Source organism: Plantactinospora sp. DSM 117369 (genome assembly GCF_053764795.1).
In genome coordinates, this window is the sequence record NZ_CM132446.1 from 3030575 (window position 1) to 3045300 (window position 14726).

The 14726-nt window shown below is 72.1% G+C and carries 10 protein-coding genes; 7 read left to right on the top strand and 3 right to left on the bottom strand.

The window, feature by feature from the left end:
* Positions 1-64: 64 nt before the first annotated feature.
* The 7 genes from ACSMXO_RS13520 to ACSMXO_RS13550 are packed head-to-tail and all read left to right on the top strand — an operon-like array spanning position 65 to position 8306.
* A complete protein-coding gene (locus ACSMXO_RS13520; protein WP_346257732.1) occupies positions 65-1084 on the top strand; it encodes a LacI family DNA-binding transcriptional regulator in 1020 nt (339 codons plus the stop codon).
* Between the two features lies 1 nt (position 1085).
* Positions 1086-2348 carry a sugar ABC transporter substrate-binding protein gene (locus ACSMXO_RS13525; protein WP_455417993.1) on the top strand — a complete coding sequence of 421 codons (1263 nt, stop codon included), beginning with the start codon at positions 1086-1088 and terminating at the stop codon, positions 2346-2348.
* Between the two features lies 1 nt (position 2349).
* Entirely contained in the window at positions 2350-3285 is a 936-nt protein-coding gene (locus tag ACSMXO_RS13530) for a carbohydrate ABC transporter permease (RefSeq protein WP_455417994.1), read from the top strand.
* Complete coding sequence (locus ACSMXO_RS13535) at positions 3282-4187, top strand: carbohydrate ABC transporter permease (RefSeq protein ID WP_346257729.1); 906 nt, start codon at positions 3282-3284, stop codon at positions 4185-4187. Before ACSMXO_RS13530 ends, ACSMXO_RS13535 begins: the two co-directional genes overlap by 4 nt.
* A gap of 22 nt (positions 4188-4209) precedes the next feature.
* On the top strand, positions 4210-5799 hold the full coding sequence (locus ACSMXO_RS13540) for a glucoamylase family protein (protein WP_455417995.1): 1590 nt from the start codon (positions 4210-4212) through the stop codon (positions 5797-5799).
* Positions 5800-5841: 42 nt separating this feature from the next.
* Positions 5842-7740: a GH39 family glycosyl hydrolase gene (locus ACSMXO_RS13545; RefSeq protein WP_455417996.1), complete on the top strand. Its 1899-nt coding sequence runs from the start codon at positions 5842-5844 to the stop codon at positions 7738-7740.
* Between the two features lie 59 nt (positions 7741-7799).
* Positions 7800-8306 carry an amphi-Trp domain-containing protein gene (locus ACSMXO_RS13550; RefSeq protein ID WP_455417997.1) on the top strand — a complete coding sequence of 169 codons (507 nt, stop codon included), beginning with the start codon at positions 7800-7802 and terminating at the stop codon, positions 8304-8306.
* 206 nt (positions 8307-8512) lie between these two features.
* On the opposite strand, the gene ACSMXO_RS13555 is transcribed toward ACSMXO_RS13550, so the two are convergent.
* The 3 genes from ACSMXO_RS13555 to ACSMXO_RS13565 all read right to left on the bottom strand — a co-directional run bounded on the left by ACSMXO_RS13555 (position 8513) and on the right by ACSMXO_RS13565 (position 14693).
* Positions 8513-11302: a BTAD domain-containing putative transcriptional regulator gene (locus ACSMXO_RS13555; protein WP_455417998.1), complete on the bottom strand. Its 2790-nt coding sequence runs from the start codon at positions 11300-11302 to the stop codon at positions 8513-8515.
* A gap of 238 nt (positions 11303-11540) precedes the next feature.
* Positions 11541-13748: a choice-of-anchor P family protein gene (locus ACSMXO_RS13560; RefSeq protein WP_455417999.1), complete on the bottom strand. Its 2208-nt coding sequence runs from the start codon at positions 13746-13748 to the stop codon at positions 11541-11543.
* Between the two features lie 285 nt (positions 13749-14033).
* Positions 14034-14693: an MBL fold metallo-hydrolase gene (locus tag ACSMXO_RS13565; protein WP_346257723.1), complete on the bottom strand. Its 660-nt coding sequence runs from the start codon at positions 14691-14693 to the stop codon at positions 14034-14036.
* Positions 14694-14726 lie beyond the last annotated feature (33 nt).

Sequence of the window (14726 nt, forward strand, 5' to 3'; positions counted from 1 at the left end):
TCCGCCGCTCCGGATTCTGTAAGCGCTTCCGGACTGGTTTGACCATAGTTGCTTGGAGTTGGCAATGGCGGTGCAGGACCGACGACAGGCGACCATCTACGAGGTCGCCCAGCGGGTCGGCGTCTCGATCGCCACCGTGTCCCGAGCGCTGCGCGGCACCGACTACGTCGCACCGGAGACCCGCCGCCGGGTGCTGGCGGCGGTGGAGGAGTTGCAGTTCCGGCCCAGCCGGCTCGGGCAGTCCCTGGCCGAGGGGCGGCACGCGGCGAACGGCATCGTCTTCCCCGACCTGTCCGGCCCGTACTACTCCGAGGTGGTGCTCGGCTACGAGGAGGTCGCCGCCGAGCTGGGCAACAGCGTGCTCATCCTGGCCACGCACGGTCGGCCCGACCCTGCGCGCAAGGTGCTCGAACTGGCCCGCCGGGTGGACGGGATGGTCGTGATGGGCCGGACGGTCGCCGACGGGATCGTCGCGCAGGTGGCGGAGACCGGCGTCCCGACCGTGCTGCTGGCAAGGCCAGCCGTCGGCGCCCTGGACACCATCACCGCCGACAACGACAGCAGCGCCCGGCGGCTGGTCGAGCACCTGCTCGGACACGGCTACCGGCGCTTCGCCTACCTGGGCGACCCGGACTCCTCGCCGGACGTGACCGACCGGTACGCGGCGTTCCGGGCGGCACTCGCCGACGCCGGGCACACCCCGCCAGGGGCACCGGTGCGCTGCGCCTTCGACGTGGAGGCCGGGCACCGGGCCGCCCGGCAGGTACTCGCGGGCCGGTCCCGTCCGGCCGCGCTGGTCTGCGCGAACGACGAGGTGGCGCTCGGGGCCATGGCGGCGGCCGCGGAGCTGGGGCTGACCGTCCCCGGCGACGTCGCGATCACCGGGTGGGACGACGTGATGGCCGCGCGCTACGCCGGGCTCACCACCGTGCACCAGCCGATGCGGAAATTGGGCGCGACCGCGGCCCGGTGGCTGCAGGACCGGATGGCCGGCAGCCAGACAGCGGTACGTCGAGAGGTTCTCCCGACCCGGCTCGTCGTCCGGTCGAGCTGCGGTCCACATGGCGCCGAGACGGAGGTCTGAGATGAGGACATGGAGACGGGCCGGTACCGCCGTGGTGCTCGCGGCGATGCTCGCGGTGACTGGCTGCGGCCGGGACGCCGGTACCGGCGAGGAGGCGGCCGCGCCCGTCGCGGAGGGCAAAGCGAGCGGCGACATCACGGTCTGGGCGATGGGCACCGAGGGGGAGAAGCTCTCCGTCCTCGCCGCGGACTTCATGCGGGAGAACCCGGACGCGAAGGTGACGGTGACGCCGATTCCGTGGGACGGCGCGCACGACAAGCTCGCCACCGCCATCGCCGGGAAGCAGACCCCAGACCTCAGCCTGATCGGCACCACCTGGATGGGGGAGTTCGCCAAGACCGGCGGGCTGGACCCGACACCGGGTGAGCTGATCAAGAAGGAGGACTTCTTCGAGGGAGCCTGGAACACCACGGTCGTCGACGGCACCTCCTACGGCGTGCCCTGGTACGTCGAGACCCGGCTCTTCTACGTGAACTCCGCCGTCGCCGCCCGGGCCGGGATCACCACCCCGCCGAAGACCTGGGAGGAGTTCAAGTCCGCGATCACCGCACTGAAGGCTAGGGGCGGCGCGAAGTGGGGCGTCAACCTGCAACCGCCGGGTTCGGCCATCGGTTCCTGGCAGAGCATCATGCCGTTCGTCTGGTCCAACGGCGGCGACGTGGCCACCGGCGACGGTTTCACCCTCGACAGCCCACAGGCCGTCGAGGCGTACGGGTTCTACAAGTCGTTCTTCGATGAGGGGCTCGCCCCGAAGGACCTCGCGCAGGGCGCGCTCGAACCGGCCTTCCTCGCCGGCGAGATCGGGGCGTTCCCCTCCGGCCCCTGGCACATCGGCGTACTCGAAGAGCAGGGCGGCGCGGGCAAGTTCCAGCTCTGGCAGATGCCGGGCCGACAGTCGGCCACCTCCTTCGTCGGCGGCGGTGACCTGGCGGTCTTCTCCGACGCGAAGAACCGCGACGGTGCGTGGAAATTCGTCGCCTACCTGAGCCGGCCGGACGTGCAGACCACGTGGTACCAGACGGTCAGCGACCTGCCGGCGGTCAAGAAGGGCTGGGACGATCCGGCGCTGCGCGGCGACCCGCTGCTCTCCGCCTTCGGCAAGCAGTTGGAGGACGCCAAGTCGCCACCGGCGATCGCCACCTGGGAGCAGATCGCGGCCGCGATCGACGGCGAGGTGGAGAAGATGGCCAAGGCCGGCGCGAAGCCGGAGGACGCGGCCAAGGCGATGCAGCAGCGGGCGACCTCGATCGGCACCGGGGTCTGAGATGACCGCCGTCGCCCCCGACGCGGGCACCCGGCGCGGGCGCAGCAGTCCGCGGCTGCGCCGGGCGGCGGTCGGCTGGGGCTTCGCCCTGCCGTTTACCGCGCTGCTCGTGGTCTTCCTGGCCGGCCCGGTGCTCGCCTCGCTGCTGATGAGCTTCACCGACCTGCGCAGCGCCGACGTCCGGAACCCGTTCGCCGTCAACATCGTCGGACTGCGCAACTACGCTCGGCTCTTCGGTGACGAACTCTTCGTCCGGGCCGCGGTGAACACCGCGATCTTCGTGCTCCTCGGCGTACCGCTGACCATGGTGGCCGGACTGGCGGCGGCGCTCGGGCTCAACTCGGGACTGACCCGGTTCCGCACGGTCTTCCGGGTCGGCTACTACCTGCCGGTGGTGACCAGCATCGTGGCGGTCGCCGTGGTCTGGCGTTTTCTGCTCCAGCCGGACTCCGGGCTGGTCGACAGCCTGCTCCGGCTGGTCGGGCTGGACGGGCCGAACTGGCTGGGCCGGACCGACCTGGCCCTGCCGTCGCTGATCGTGATGGCGGCCTGGCGCAACCTCGGCTACCAGATGGTGATCTTCCTCGCCGGGTTGCAGGCGATCCCGCAGCACCTCTACGAGGCCGCCCGGATCGACGGGGCCACCGGATGGCAGCAGTTCCGGTACGTGACGCTGCCGTCGCTGCGCCCCACGCTGCTCTTCGTCGGGGTGATCGGGACCATCGGCTACCTCCAGTTCTTCGAGGAGCCGCTGGTGATGACCCGGGGCGGTCCGCTCAACTCGACGCTCTCGGTCTCGTACCACATCTACAACCAGTTCGGCTTCGGCAACTACGGGTACGCCTCGGCGATGAGCTATGTGCTGTTCCTGGCGATCGTGCTGCTGTCGATCCTCTGGTTCCGGCTGCTCCGCTCGTCCGAGGAGGTGTCGCGGTGACCGCCCCGGTGACGAGTCCGCGCCCGGCGGTCGCCGTACCGCCGGCTCCGCCCGCCGGTCCCGCCCGGCCGGTACGCCGCCGACGCGACCGGGTGGCCTCGGTCGTGCTGCACGTGGTGCTGGTGGCGGGGCTGCTTGCCATGGTCGGCCCGTTCGGCTGGATGCTGCTGTCGTCGTTCAAGCCGGAGGCCGAGATCCGGCTCGTCCCGCCGACCTGGTGGCCGGAGCAGTTCACCCTGGCGAACTACCGGGAGCTGTTCGGCCGGCTCGACTTCCCGACGTACTTCTTCAACTCGGCCCTGGTGGCCACCCTGGTCACCCTCGGCAACCTGGTGTTCTGCTCGGCCGTCGGCTACGCGCTGACCAAGCTGCGCTTTCCGGGCCGCCGGGCGCTGTTCGGGCTGGTACTCAGCTCGGTGATGGTGCCCAGCATGGTGACCTTCGTGCCGCTCTTCGTGCTGGTCGCCAACCTGGGGCTGACCAACACCTACGCCGCGCTGGTGCTGCCGTTCCTGGCCGGGGCGCTGGGCGCGTTCCTGATGCGCCAGTTCATGTTCTCCATCCCCGACGAACTGGTCGAGTCCGCCCGGGTCGACGGCGCCAGCGAGCTGCGGATCTTCGTCCGGATCGTGCTGCCGCTCTGCCGGCCGGCGCTGGCCGCGCTCGGCATCCTCACCTTCCTCGCCAACTGGAACAGCTTCATCTGGCCACTGGTGGTGGCCACCACCGAGGACAAGTACACCCTGCCGGTCGCGCTGGCGCTCTACAGCGTCGGGCAGAACCAGACCAAGTTCGGGCTGCTGCTCGCCGGCTCGGTCGTGGTGGTGCTCCCCGTGGTGATCGTCTTCCTCGTGTTGCAGCGGCACTTCGTGCGCGGCATCGCGACCACCGGACTGAAGTGACGTACCTCCGGAGGTAACCCCCATGATCCGTCCCCTCCGGGTCGCCCTGGCGGCGACCCTCACCCTCGCCCTGACCCTGCCGACGGGCGCCGCCACGGCCGCGCCCGCCGCACCGACGGAGTCGGCCGTGCCGGCCGGGTCTCCGGCCGGGGCCGTCGACCGGGCGGCCGCGCTCCGCTGGGCGGCCGACACCTGGCGCTCCATGGTGGCGATGACCGACCCGGGTACCGGACTGCCGGCTGACAACATCGACGGCGACCTCGCCACCGGCAGCCGGGCGAAGTACACCTCGCCGACCAACATCGGCGCGTACCTCTGGTCGGCGCTGGTGGCGCGCGAGCTGAGGCTGATCGGCGAGCGGGAGCTGGTCGGGCGGGTCGGCGCCGCCCTGGACTCGCTGGCCCGGCTCGACCGGCACGCCGACTCCGGCATGTTCTTCAACTGGTACGACCCGGCGACCCTGGAACTGCTGCGTACCTGGCCGGTCGACGGCACGCCGGTCCACCCGTTCGCCTCCAGTGTGGACAACGCCTGGCTGGCGACCGCGCTGATGATCGTGCACAACGCGCTGCCGCAACTGCGCCGCAAGGCCGACCCGGTGCTGAACGCGATGGACTTCGGCTTCTACTACGACCGGCAGGCGCTCGGCGCCGACGTGCCGGTCGGGCTGATGCGGGGCGGCTTCTGGGTCGAGCCGCCGCCCGGCTGCTCGCTGCCGGGCAACTACCGGGGCCGGGGGCCGGACGTGCACTACACCTGCCACACCTACGGTGCTTTCAACAGCGAGACCCGCATGATCAGCTACGTCGCGATCGCCCGTGGTCAGGTGCCCCCGGCGCACTACTTCGGCCCGTGGCGGACCTTCCCCGACACCTGCGACTGGTCCTGGCAGGAGATGAAGCCGGTCGGCGGCTGGCGGGAGTATGCCGGGGTGCGGGTCTTCGAGGGCGCCTACCGCTACCGGGGTCTCCAGTTCGTACCGTCCTGGGGCGGGGACATGTTCGAGGCGTTCATGCCAGACATCTTCGTGCCGGAGACCCGGTGGGGGCCGGACAGTTGGGCCCGCAACCACCCGGTGTACGTACGCGGCCAGATCGCGCACGGCCTGCACGACGCGAAGTACGGCCACTGGGGCTTCTCGCCCGCCTCCGACCCGGCCGGCGGATACCGCGAGTACGGCGTGGACGCGATGGGGCTGGACACCCCCGGCTACCCCAGTGACCAGGAGCGGACCAGCGTCGACTACGGGTTCGAGGGCTGCCCCGACCGTCCCGCCCAGCCGGAACCGGCGGCGTACGGCGACGGGGTGGTCACCCCGCACGCGGTCTTCCTGGCCCTCCAGTACGCGCCGGCCGAGGCGCAGACCGAACTGGCGAAGCTGCGCCGGGACTTCGACATCTACGGCCCCGGCGGCTACTACGACTCGGTGGCGGTGCGCAGCGGCACCGTCGCCAAGCGGTATCTCGCGCTCGACCAGGGCATGGTGCTGGGCGCGCTGGGCAACCTGCTCGGCGACGACCTGCTCCGCCGGCAGTTCACCCGGGGCGGGGCGGAACGGCTGCTGCGGCCGGTGATGCGGCTGGAGGAGTTCTCCGTGCCGGCCCGGCAGTAATCCCAGATCGAGCAGAACAGCCAGACGGAGGATCACGCGCGGATGAGCGAACAGACGACCAGCACCGAGAACGCGGAGCGGGCCCGGGCGGACTGGGAGGGGCGGATGGGGCGGCGCCGGACCGGTGCCGCCGACGACGGACCGCTCACCCTCGACGCCCCGACCGCCCTGGTGGCGAGGTCGGGCCGGGGACAGGTCACCCTCGACTGGACGCCGGTGCCGGAGGCGATCGGCTACCAGGTGTACCGGTCGACCGGGGACGCGCCGCCCGTGCCGCTGGACCATCACGGCGGCGACGTGCTGGCGGTGCCGCATCCGCCGTACGCGGACACCACCGGCGAGCCCGGCCGCTCCTACGAGTACGCCGTGGCGGCACTGCGCGACGTCGACCAGCCCGGGGTGCTGTCGGAGCCGGTCCGGGTGGCGGCGCTGCCCGAGACCGCTCCGGGCGCGGGTGGGGAGCGTCCGGCCGTCGCCCGAGCGGAACCGCTGGTGCGGGTGATGGTCGAGGCGTCCGGCCCGACCCGGCCGGTGCACCGCCCATGGCGCCCCATGGTCGGCTCCGAGCACCTGAGCCACCTGCTCAGTGCGGAGACGACCGGCGGGCGGCCGATCGGGGCGGACCTCGCCGAGGCGCTGCGGATCATGCGTACCGAACTGGGCGTCGGCAGCGTACGGGCGCATGCCATCCTCGGCGACGATCTCGGCGTGTACCGGGAGGTCGACGGCGAGCCGGTGCACGACTTCAGCGGGGTGGACGCGGTCTACGACAGGCTGCTGAGTCTCGGCCTGCGTCCCGTGGTCGAGCTGTCGTTCATGCCCCGGGATCTCGCCAGCGACCCGTCGAAGACCGTCTTCGCGTACGGGGCGGTCGTCTCCCCGCCCCGGGACTGGCAGCGCTGGGCCGAGCTGATCCGTGCCCTGGTCAGCCACCTGATCGACCGGTACGGCCGGGCGGAGGTGCGGCACTGGCCGTTCGAGGTGTGGAACGAGGCGAACCTGGAGGTCTTCTGGTCCGGTACCCGGGCCGAGTTCCTGCGGCTCTACGAGGTGACCGTCCGGGCGGTCCGGGACGTCGACCCGGGGCTCACGGTCGGCGGCCCGGCCTCGGCCGCCGCCGGCTGGGTGGGGGAGCTGCTCGACCACGTCGACGCCTCCGGTGCGCCGATCGACTTCGTCTCCACACACACCTACGGCGCCCCGCCGCTGGACCTCCGCCCGCTCTGCGCCCGGCACGGCCGGCCGGACCTGGGCATCCTGTGGACCGAGTGGGGGGTGACGCCGACCCACTTCAACCCGGTCGGCGACGAGGTCTTCGCCGCCACCTTCCTGCTGCGCGGCATGCGTTCGGCGGCCAACCGGGTGGACGCGCTGGCCCACTGGGTCGCCTCCGACCACTTCGAGGAGCTGGGCCGCCCGCCCCGGCTCTTCCACGGCGGCTTCGGCCTGCTGACCGTCGGCAACCTGCGCAAGCCCCGGTTCTGGGCGCTGGCCCTGGCCGACCGGCTCGGCGAGCACGAGTTGCCGGCCACGCTGACCGGGGACGGGGCGGAGAGTCTGGTCGAGGCGTGGGCGGCCCGGGACGACGACGGCACGGTGACGGTCCTGGCCTGGACCGGCACGCTCGACCAGTCCAAGGCCGGTGGGGACCGGCGGTTGGACCGCGACGTCCGGGTCGAGCTGCGTGGGCTGGACGCCGGCAGCTACCGGGTACGCCACTGGCGGGTCGACCAGGAGCACTCCAACATCCGCCGGGTCTGGCAGGACCTCGACGGCGGCGACTGGCCGACCGGCGAACAGTGGGAGCTGCTGCGCGCCCGGGACACCCTGGACGAGTACCGGCCGGAGCAGGTGGTGCGGGTGGTCGACGGCGGCTGCGACGTGGACTTTCCGCTGCCGATGCCCGGGGTGTCGTTCCTCCGTCTCGAACCGGCGCCGTAGCCGTCCGCCCATCGGACCCAGGCGCGGCTGGTCCTGTGTGGAGTGCGAGCATGGCGGCCATGGAAATCTACGAGGACGAGCGTTCGGTGTCGCGGGCGGACCTGGCGGGCTGGCTGCGCCAGTTGGCCCACCAGCTCGATTCGGAGGGAAAGATCTTCTACGGCGCGGCCGGTGCGGTCACCGTCACCGACCAGGTCGAGTGTGAGCTGGAGATCGAGCGCGACGGTGCGGAGATCTCCGTCGAGATCGAGTTCTCCTGGACGGATCCCACCGCCGCCGCCAGCGCCGATGACGGGGACGACGAAGAAGAGGACGAGGAAGAAGACGAAGAAGGGGACCAGGACGAGGAGTCGACCGAGGCGTCGGCCACCGAGCCGGGCGACGAGCCGGCGGCGGAGGGCGCACCGGCGGACGCCGAGCCGGTGAAGCCCGCGGAGCCGGTGAAGCCCGCGGAGCCGGTGGCGGAGACCAGCGAGCCCGCCAGCCCGGCGGCCACCACCACCGCAGCGGAGCCGTCCGGCACCGACGAGCCGACCGGCGACGGCCGGCCGGCCGGAGCGGCCTGACCATCCGATCAGGACAGTTGACGGGTGGGCCAGTCGGGGGTTCCGGGCCGGCCCACCCTTGCGGCCCGGCCCGCCGGTAATCCGCCGGAAACTGACCGTAGTGCTCCCTGGGGCGGCCGGCCTGGCGGCGCCGGAGCTACTCGTCGCCGACCCCGGAGTCCTTCCGGCCAGTGCGCGACCTCCGGCCTCCGGGCTCGGCGGTGCGGTCAGTCCCGGAGCTTGGCGCGCAGTACCCCGGCGTCCGGCGCGCCGAGTTCCTCGTAGACGGCGAGGGCCTGCTGCCAGACCGCCCGGCCGTCCCCGCGGCGCCCGGCCGTCCGCAGCGCGTCGCCGAGCCGATGCAGGGTGGCCGCCTGGTACCAGCGGTCGTCGAGGTCCCGGTAGATCTCGGCCGCCCGCTGGTAGTGGTCGATCGCCGCGCCGTGCCGGCCCAGTTGGCTGTGTGCGGTCGCCGCGGCCTGCAACGCGCGGGCCTCGCCCCGACGGTGGCCGAGCGACCGGAAGATCTCCAGGGATTCCGTGATCACCGGTACCGCCTCGGCGGGCCGGCCGGCGACGGTCAGGGTCAGCGCGATCTGGTAAAGCGAGATCGACATGTTCCCGGTCTCGCCGTGCGCCCGTTCCAGCGCGTACGCCTGCCGGCTGCACCGCAGCGAGCGGTGGTGCTCACCGGCGTCCCGGTACGCGGCGCCGAGGTTGCTCAGCACCGTCGCGATGCCCGCCGGGTCGTCCATCTCCCGGAAGATCTCCAGGGCCTGCCGGTGCGTCTGCACCGCCAGCGCGGTCTGCCGGGTCGACCGGTAGGCGGTGCCGATCCCACTGAGCATGTGCGCCTGGCCGATCGGGTCACCCGTGCGCTCGGCCGCGCAGAGTCCGGCCCGATGGGTGCGGATCAGGTCACCCCAGGCACGGGTCAGGTGCAGGTGGACCCAGCCGGCGTAGGCGAGGCGCCAGCAGAGGTCGTCGAAGCCTTGGGCCAGTGCCAGTTCCACCGCGGTGATCAGGTTGTGCCGCTCGGTCTCGTACCACTGCCGGGCCTGCCGCTCACCGGAGAAGGTCATCGGTGTGACGTCCCGGGGCGGTCCCGGTACCCTCACCTCGGACTCGCTCGGCTGGAGCAGCGGCCGGGCGTGCAGGGCGCTGCGGGTCAACCAGTCGACCAGCCGGCGTTGGCTGGCGGTCCGCACCCGTGGGGTGTCCTGCTCGGCGGTGAGTTCGGCGGCGTAGGTGTGCAGCAGGTCATGCACCACGAACCGGCCCGGGGTGTGCTCGCTGACCAGGTGCGCGGCGGCGAGTTCGTCGATCAGCGCCCGGATCCGCGCCGCGTCGGCCCGGACCAGGGTCGCCGCGGCCGGGGCGGACAGCTCCGGGGTCGGATGTAGGCCGAGCCGCCGGAAGAGCCGGGCGGCCGGCGCGCTGAGGGTCCGGTACGACCAGGAGAAGACCGCCCGTACGTCGACGGCCGTGTCCGGGCTGGCGAACCTGTCCAGCCCGCCCTCGCTGTCGGCAAGTTGCCGGTCCAGTTCGGCCAGCGCAAAGGCGGGGCGGGCGACGGCCCGGGCGGCGACGATGGCCAGGGCCAGTGGCAGCCGGCCGCACGCGTCGACGATCCGGTCCACCGCCCCGGGTTCGGTGTCGATCCGCCGCCGCCCGAGCCGCGAGCCGAGCATCTGCCGGGCCTGGTACGCGGTGAACGGGTCCAGCCGGACCGTCCGGGCTCCCTCGGTCACCACCAGCGCGGAGAGCTCGCTTCGGCTGGTGACCAGCACGAAGCACCCGGTCCCGCCGGGCAGCAGCGGCCGGACCTGCTCGGCGTCGCCCGCGTTGTCGAGTACGACCAGCATCCGGCGGCCGTCCATCAGGGACCGGTACAGCCCGGTCTGCCCGTCGAGGTCGGCGGGGATCTCTGCGGCGGGCAGCCCGAGCGCACGGAGGAACAGCGTCAACGCGTGCTCCGGGGTCACCCTGGCGCGGTCGTCGTAGCCGCGCAGGTTCACCCAGAGTTGGCCGTCGGGGAAGTGCTCCGCGACCCGCCGGGACCAGTGCAGCGCCAGCGCGGTCTTGCCGACCCCGGCCGTACCGTTCAGGACCAGGACGCCGGGTGCGCCACCGGGGCGGAGGTCGCGGCTGTCGAGCAGGGTGTTCAACCGGGCCACCTCGGTGTCCCGGCCGGCGAAGCCGGAGACCTCCGGCGGCAGTTGCCGGGGTACCGGCGGCAGCCCCACCGCCTCGGTGGATGCCGTCGGGGTGCCGCCAAGCACCTGGGCGTGCAGCCGCTGGAACTCCTCGCCCGGGTCGAGTCCGAGTTCCTCGGCCAGGTGCCGGCAACCCTCGTGATAGGCGTCCAGTGCCTCCGCCCGGCGCCCGCTGCGGTGCAGGGCGGTGACCAGTTGCAGCCAGAGCCGCTCGCGCAGCGGATCCTGGGCGGTCAGCCCGCGCAACTCCTCGACGAGCTCGGCGTGCCGGCCGAGCCGCAGGTCCACGTCGATCCGCCGCTCCAGCGTACGGAGTCGCTGTTCACGCAGGCCGGGAACGCTCTCCCGGTGCAGCAGGTCGGACGGTACGTCGGAGAGCGGGTCACCACGCCACTGCCGCAGTGCGGCATGCAGCGCGGTCGACTCGCCGTCCAGATCGGACCGCCCGGCGGCCCGGTCGGCCGCCAGCACCCAGCGCCGGAACCGCCCGAGGTCCACCAGATCGGTGCCGACCTCGATCAGGTAGCCGTCGGAGCCGGTGGCGATCAGCGGCGGCGAGCCCGCCTCGTCGAGCAGGGCGCGCAGCCGGGTGACGTACAACTGTGCGGCCCGCCGGGGGTTGTCCGGCTGCCGGGTGCTCCAGATCGCCTCGGTCAGCCGTCCGACCGAGACGAGCCGGCCCGGTTCCAGTAGCAGCGTCGCCAGCAGCGCCCGGCACTTCGGCGACCGAACCGGTACCGGCCGGCCCGCCACCCGTACGTCGATGGGCCCAAGCAGCCCGAATTCCACCCCGTTGGTCATCGCCCTCTCCGCCCCCGCGTCTCCGATAGGCTGACACATCAGCCGGCAATCGGAAATACGCAGCTTGACGTACACATACAGGGTCGTGGAGACAGACGATAGCGGTTTTCCGACGAGATAGAGATCAATTCTCGGATCCGTTGCGGAATTCCGCAATGGAATGACCATTCGCGGCCGGGCCGACGGGGTCGGGGTACCGGAGCGGGCCTGCTCCGGTACCCCGACGCCGTGCCGGTCGTCAGCCCAGGTAGCTCCGGCTGAGGACGATCTCCTCACTCGGCAGGCCGAGCAGTCCGAGCACCTGGACCCGGACGGCGGTCTGCACGAGCTGCCCGTTGGGGTTGGTGGTGGACTCGTTGAGGTAGACGACGGCGACCCCGGGGATGCCGATCGTCACCGGGCTACTGGTGCCGACGGCGGCACCGTTGATCGTGCCGACCACCCGGGAGGTCCGGGTGATGCCGTCCGGTCCGGCCACGCTGGTGCTCTCGATGGTGGAGAGGTTGACCAGACCGCCGAGCAGGTTGGCGCCGGCGACGGTCGCCCGGGCCGTGGTCGTACCGGTGTCGGGGTCGAGCGTGCAACTGGCGTTGAGTACCCCGGTCGTCAACAGCGGCGGCGCGTTGACCGCCACCGAGGTCTGCGCGTCATCGGGCGGGCAGGTGACGTCGGGCGTCCGGGGGACGGTCAACAGCAGTCCGGTCGCCTGTAGCGCGAAGGCGCCGCCGGGCAGGTAGATGACCACCCGTACCACGGCGGTGGCCGAACCGCCGTCGTCGTCGGTCACCCGGACCAGCACGTTGTGCGGGCCGAGCGCGGTGAACGCGTGGCTGATCGTGCAGGTGCCGGCTCCGCCGGCCTCGTTGACCGTGCCGGCGGCGAGCGGGCTGCCGTCGTCGAAGTCGACCGAGCAGGTGTGCGTGTCGTTGGTGCCGATGTCGGTGAACGGCGCGGTGAAGCTGACCGGGGTGCCCCGGGTGAAGAGCGCCCCGTCGGCCGGGGCGGAGATGCTGACCGCCGGTGCGACGTTGGTCAGGGTCAGCGTGGCGGTGGCCTCCACCGGCGGGTTGACCCCGTCGTCGGCGGTCAGGGTGAGCGTGTAGACCCCGTTGTCGGTGCAGGTCACCGTCGTGGTCAGCGCGGCCTGGTTACCGAACGCGCAGGTCGCCCCCGGCTCGCCGCCACCGCTGACGTCCCAGTCCAGGGTGGCCGGTGGGCCGTCCGGATCGGTCACGTCGCCGGCGATGCCGACCGGGGTGCCCTCCTGCCCGGAGTACGGGCCGCCCGCCTCGACCACCGGCGGGGCGTTGATCACGACCGTGGTGCAGTCGGTGACGAAGCCGGGGCCGCCGCCGTCACTGCCGAAGGCCCGTACGCAGATCTCGTGCGTACCGGCGGGCAGCGCCGGGGTGCTGGTGCTGTAGGTGACGTTCTTCGGCCCGGGGGCCTGCGGCAGGTCGGGCTGGATGTCGGCGTTGCCGATCGGGGTGTAGGGGCCACCGGGCCCGGTGGTGCTCAGCGCCAGCGAGCTGAGTTCGGAGGTGATGATGCCGGGCAGGAAGTCCGGTAGATCCTGGGTGGGTACCTCGACGCACTGCCCGCCCGGCACGGTCGCGGCGGTGATCTGTTGGAGGCTGCCGCGCCCCTCACCGTCGTCCGTGCAGGAGGAGCCGGAGCCGACCGCGAAGGTGTAGATGTCGACCTCCTCCGGGGTACCGACCAGCGCGGCCGCTACGCCGCCGTCCGCGCCGTCGGTGGCTACGCCGTCGGAGAGGAAGACCACGATCTTGCGGTCCTCGTCCGCCGCCTCGGCCACCGCCCGGGCCCGGGTCACCGCGTCGGCGAAGTCGGTCGCGCCCTCGACCTCGCGGTGGGTGAAGTCGTCGACCCCGCCGTTGCCGGCGGCGTTGGAGAAGGCCGAGGCCATTACCTCCTCGATGTCCCGGTCGCCCGCGTCCGGCCCGGTACCGCCGAGGTCGCTGTCCGGGCCGGTGGTGAGGTCGTCGGGGGTACCGCCCGGCACGACATCGGCGGCCACCGCCGTCGACCCGAAGACCACCGCACCGACGCTGCCGACGGTGCCGGCGATGGCGGGATCGGTCACGATCCTGTTGTTGAGGTTCCGGGCGGCGGCTATCTCACAGTCGATGATCCGCCCGCAACTGTTGGCGCCCGCGTCGGTGCTGCCGGAGACGTCCAGCACGTAGACGACCGCGGTGTTGGCCACCGGTTGCCCGGTGCCGACCGCCGCCGTGCCGGTCACGGTCACCGGACCCGGGGGCAGCACCGCCCCGTCGGTCGGGGTGTCGATGGTGACCGAGATGCTGGTGCCGCCCGGCAGGTTGCCATCGACGGCTCCCGCCGGTACCCCGGCCGCGAGTACGAGTGCCAGCGCCGTTACCGAGACAACCGTGGTGCCGGTCCAGGCTGACCTTGCACGCTTCATTGATTCCTCCTCCGTCGGGGCGTGGAACGGGGTCACGACCCCGATGCACGCAGACGGAGTATGGAGTGAGGTGAATGTGGTTCGTGCGCGTTAAGTGACAGCCCGTTGACTGAATTCAGGTAGCTCAGTTTCTATCGATCTGATATGCATTCATCAATGGTTGGATGAACGGACTGAGTAGTTCCGGCCGCTCGCCTCTCGACAGGGGCGGACCGTCCCTTGACTCGGCGGTCACTGGGGCCGTGAGCGGACGCCGCAGGCCTGAGCGGTGCCCCGCCGCACCGGTCAGACCGTGACGGCGGCTCCCGGCTCGGCCAGGGCGTGGAACGTGATGCCGAGCCGCTCGACGTACCGGCGGAAGGTGTCGTAGCGCTGCCGGAGGAAGAAGTCCCGGGCGTGGCCGTCGTGCACCGGCAGGACCGCCCCGGGCTGGAGTTGGGCGACGAAGCCGGCCACCGCCCGCTCGGTCAGGAACGGCGCCATCACGGGTACCGCCGCCACCGCGACACCCCGGTACGCCAGCAGCCCCGGATGCAGCGAGTCACCACAGTGCAGCAGCCGCCCGCCGACCAGGTAGGCGGTGTTGCGCGGGGTGCGGTCGTCGAGTACCGGCTCGTGGTCGGCGGGAACGGCGTCGAGCCGCAGCGCGCGGACGTCGTGCGCGCCCTCGGCGAGTACCGTCACGTCGAGCCCGTCCGCGCGCAGCGCCTCGGCGGTCTCCTGGTTGCCGAGCAGGCGCGCCCCGGTCCGCCGGACGATCTCGACCAGCGCCGCCGGGTCGGCGTGGTCCGGATGGTGGTGGGTGAGGGCGACGGCGTCGAGCCGGCCGAAGTCGGCCGGGTCCACCCGGCCCTCCGCGAAGCTGAACCGGCCGGGATCGATCAGCAGCCGTACCCCGTCCTGCTCGACGAGCAGGCACGAGTGCAGGTACTTCGCGATCCTCAAACCGCCGACCTCTCCTCGGGCATCCCGACGGGC

Excerpts from the sequence above, each read along its gene's own strand:
- ACSMXO_RS13520 (WP_346257732.1), top strand. The coding sequence starts at position 65 with ATGGCGGTGCAGGACCGACGACAGGCGACCATCTACGAGGTCGCCCAG.
- ACSMXO_RS13525 (WP_455417993.1), top strand. The coding sequence starts at position 1,086 with ATGAGGACATGGAGACGGGCCGGTACCGCCGTGGTGCTCGCGGCGATG.
- ACSMXO_RS13530 (WP_455417994.1), top strand. The coding sequence starts at position 2,350 with ATGACCGCCGTCGCCCCCGACGCGGGCACCCGGCGCGGGCGCAGCAGT.
- ACSMXO_RS13540 (WP_455417995.1), top strand. The coding sequence starts at position 4,210 with ATGATCCGTCCCCTCCGGGTCGCCCTGGCGGCGACCCTCACCCTCGCC.
- ACSMXO_RS13545 (WP_455417996.1), top strand. The coding sequence starts at position 5,842 with ATGAGCGAACAGACGACCAGCACCGAGAACGCGGAGCGGGCCCGGGCG.
- ACSMXO_RS13550 (WP_455417997.1), top strand. The coding sequence starts at position 7,800 with ATGGAAATCTACGAGGACGAGCGTTCGGTGTCGCGGGCGGACCTGGCG.
- ACSMXO_RS13555 (WP_455417998.1), bottom strand. The coding sequence starts at position 11,302 with ATGACCAACGGGGTGGAATTCGGGCTGCTTGGGCCCATCGACGTACGG.
- ACSMXO_RS13560 (WP_455417999.1), bottom strand. The coding sequence starts at position 13,748 with ATGAAGCGTGCAAGGTCAGCCTGGACCGGCACCACGGTTGTCTCGGTA.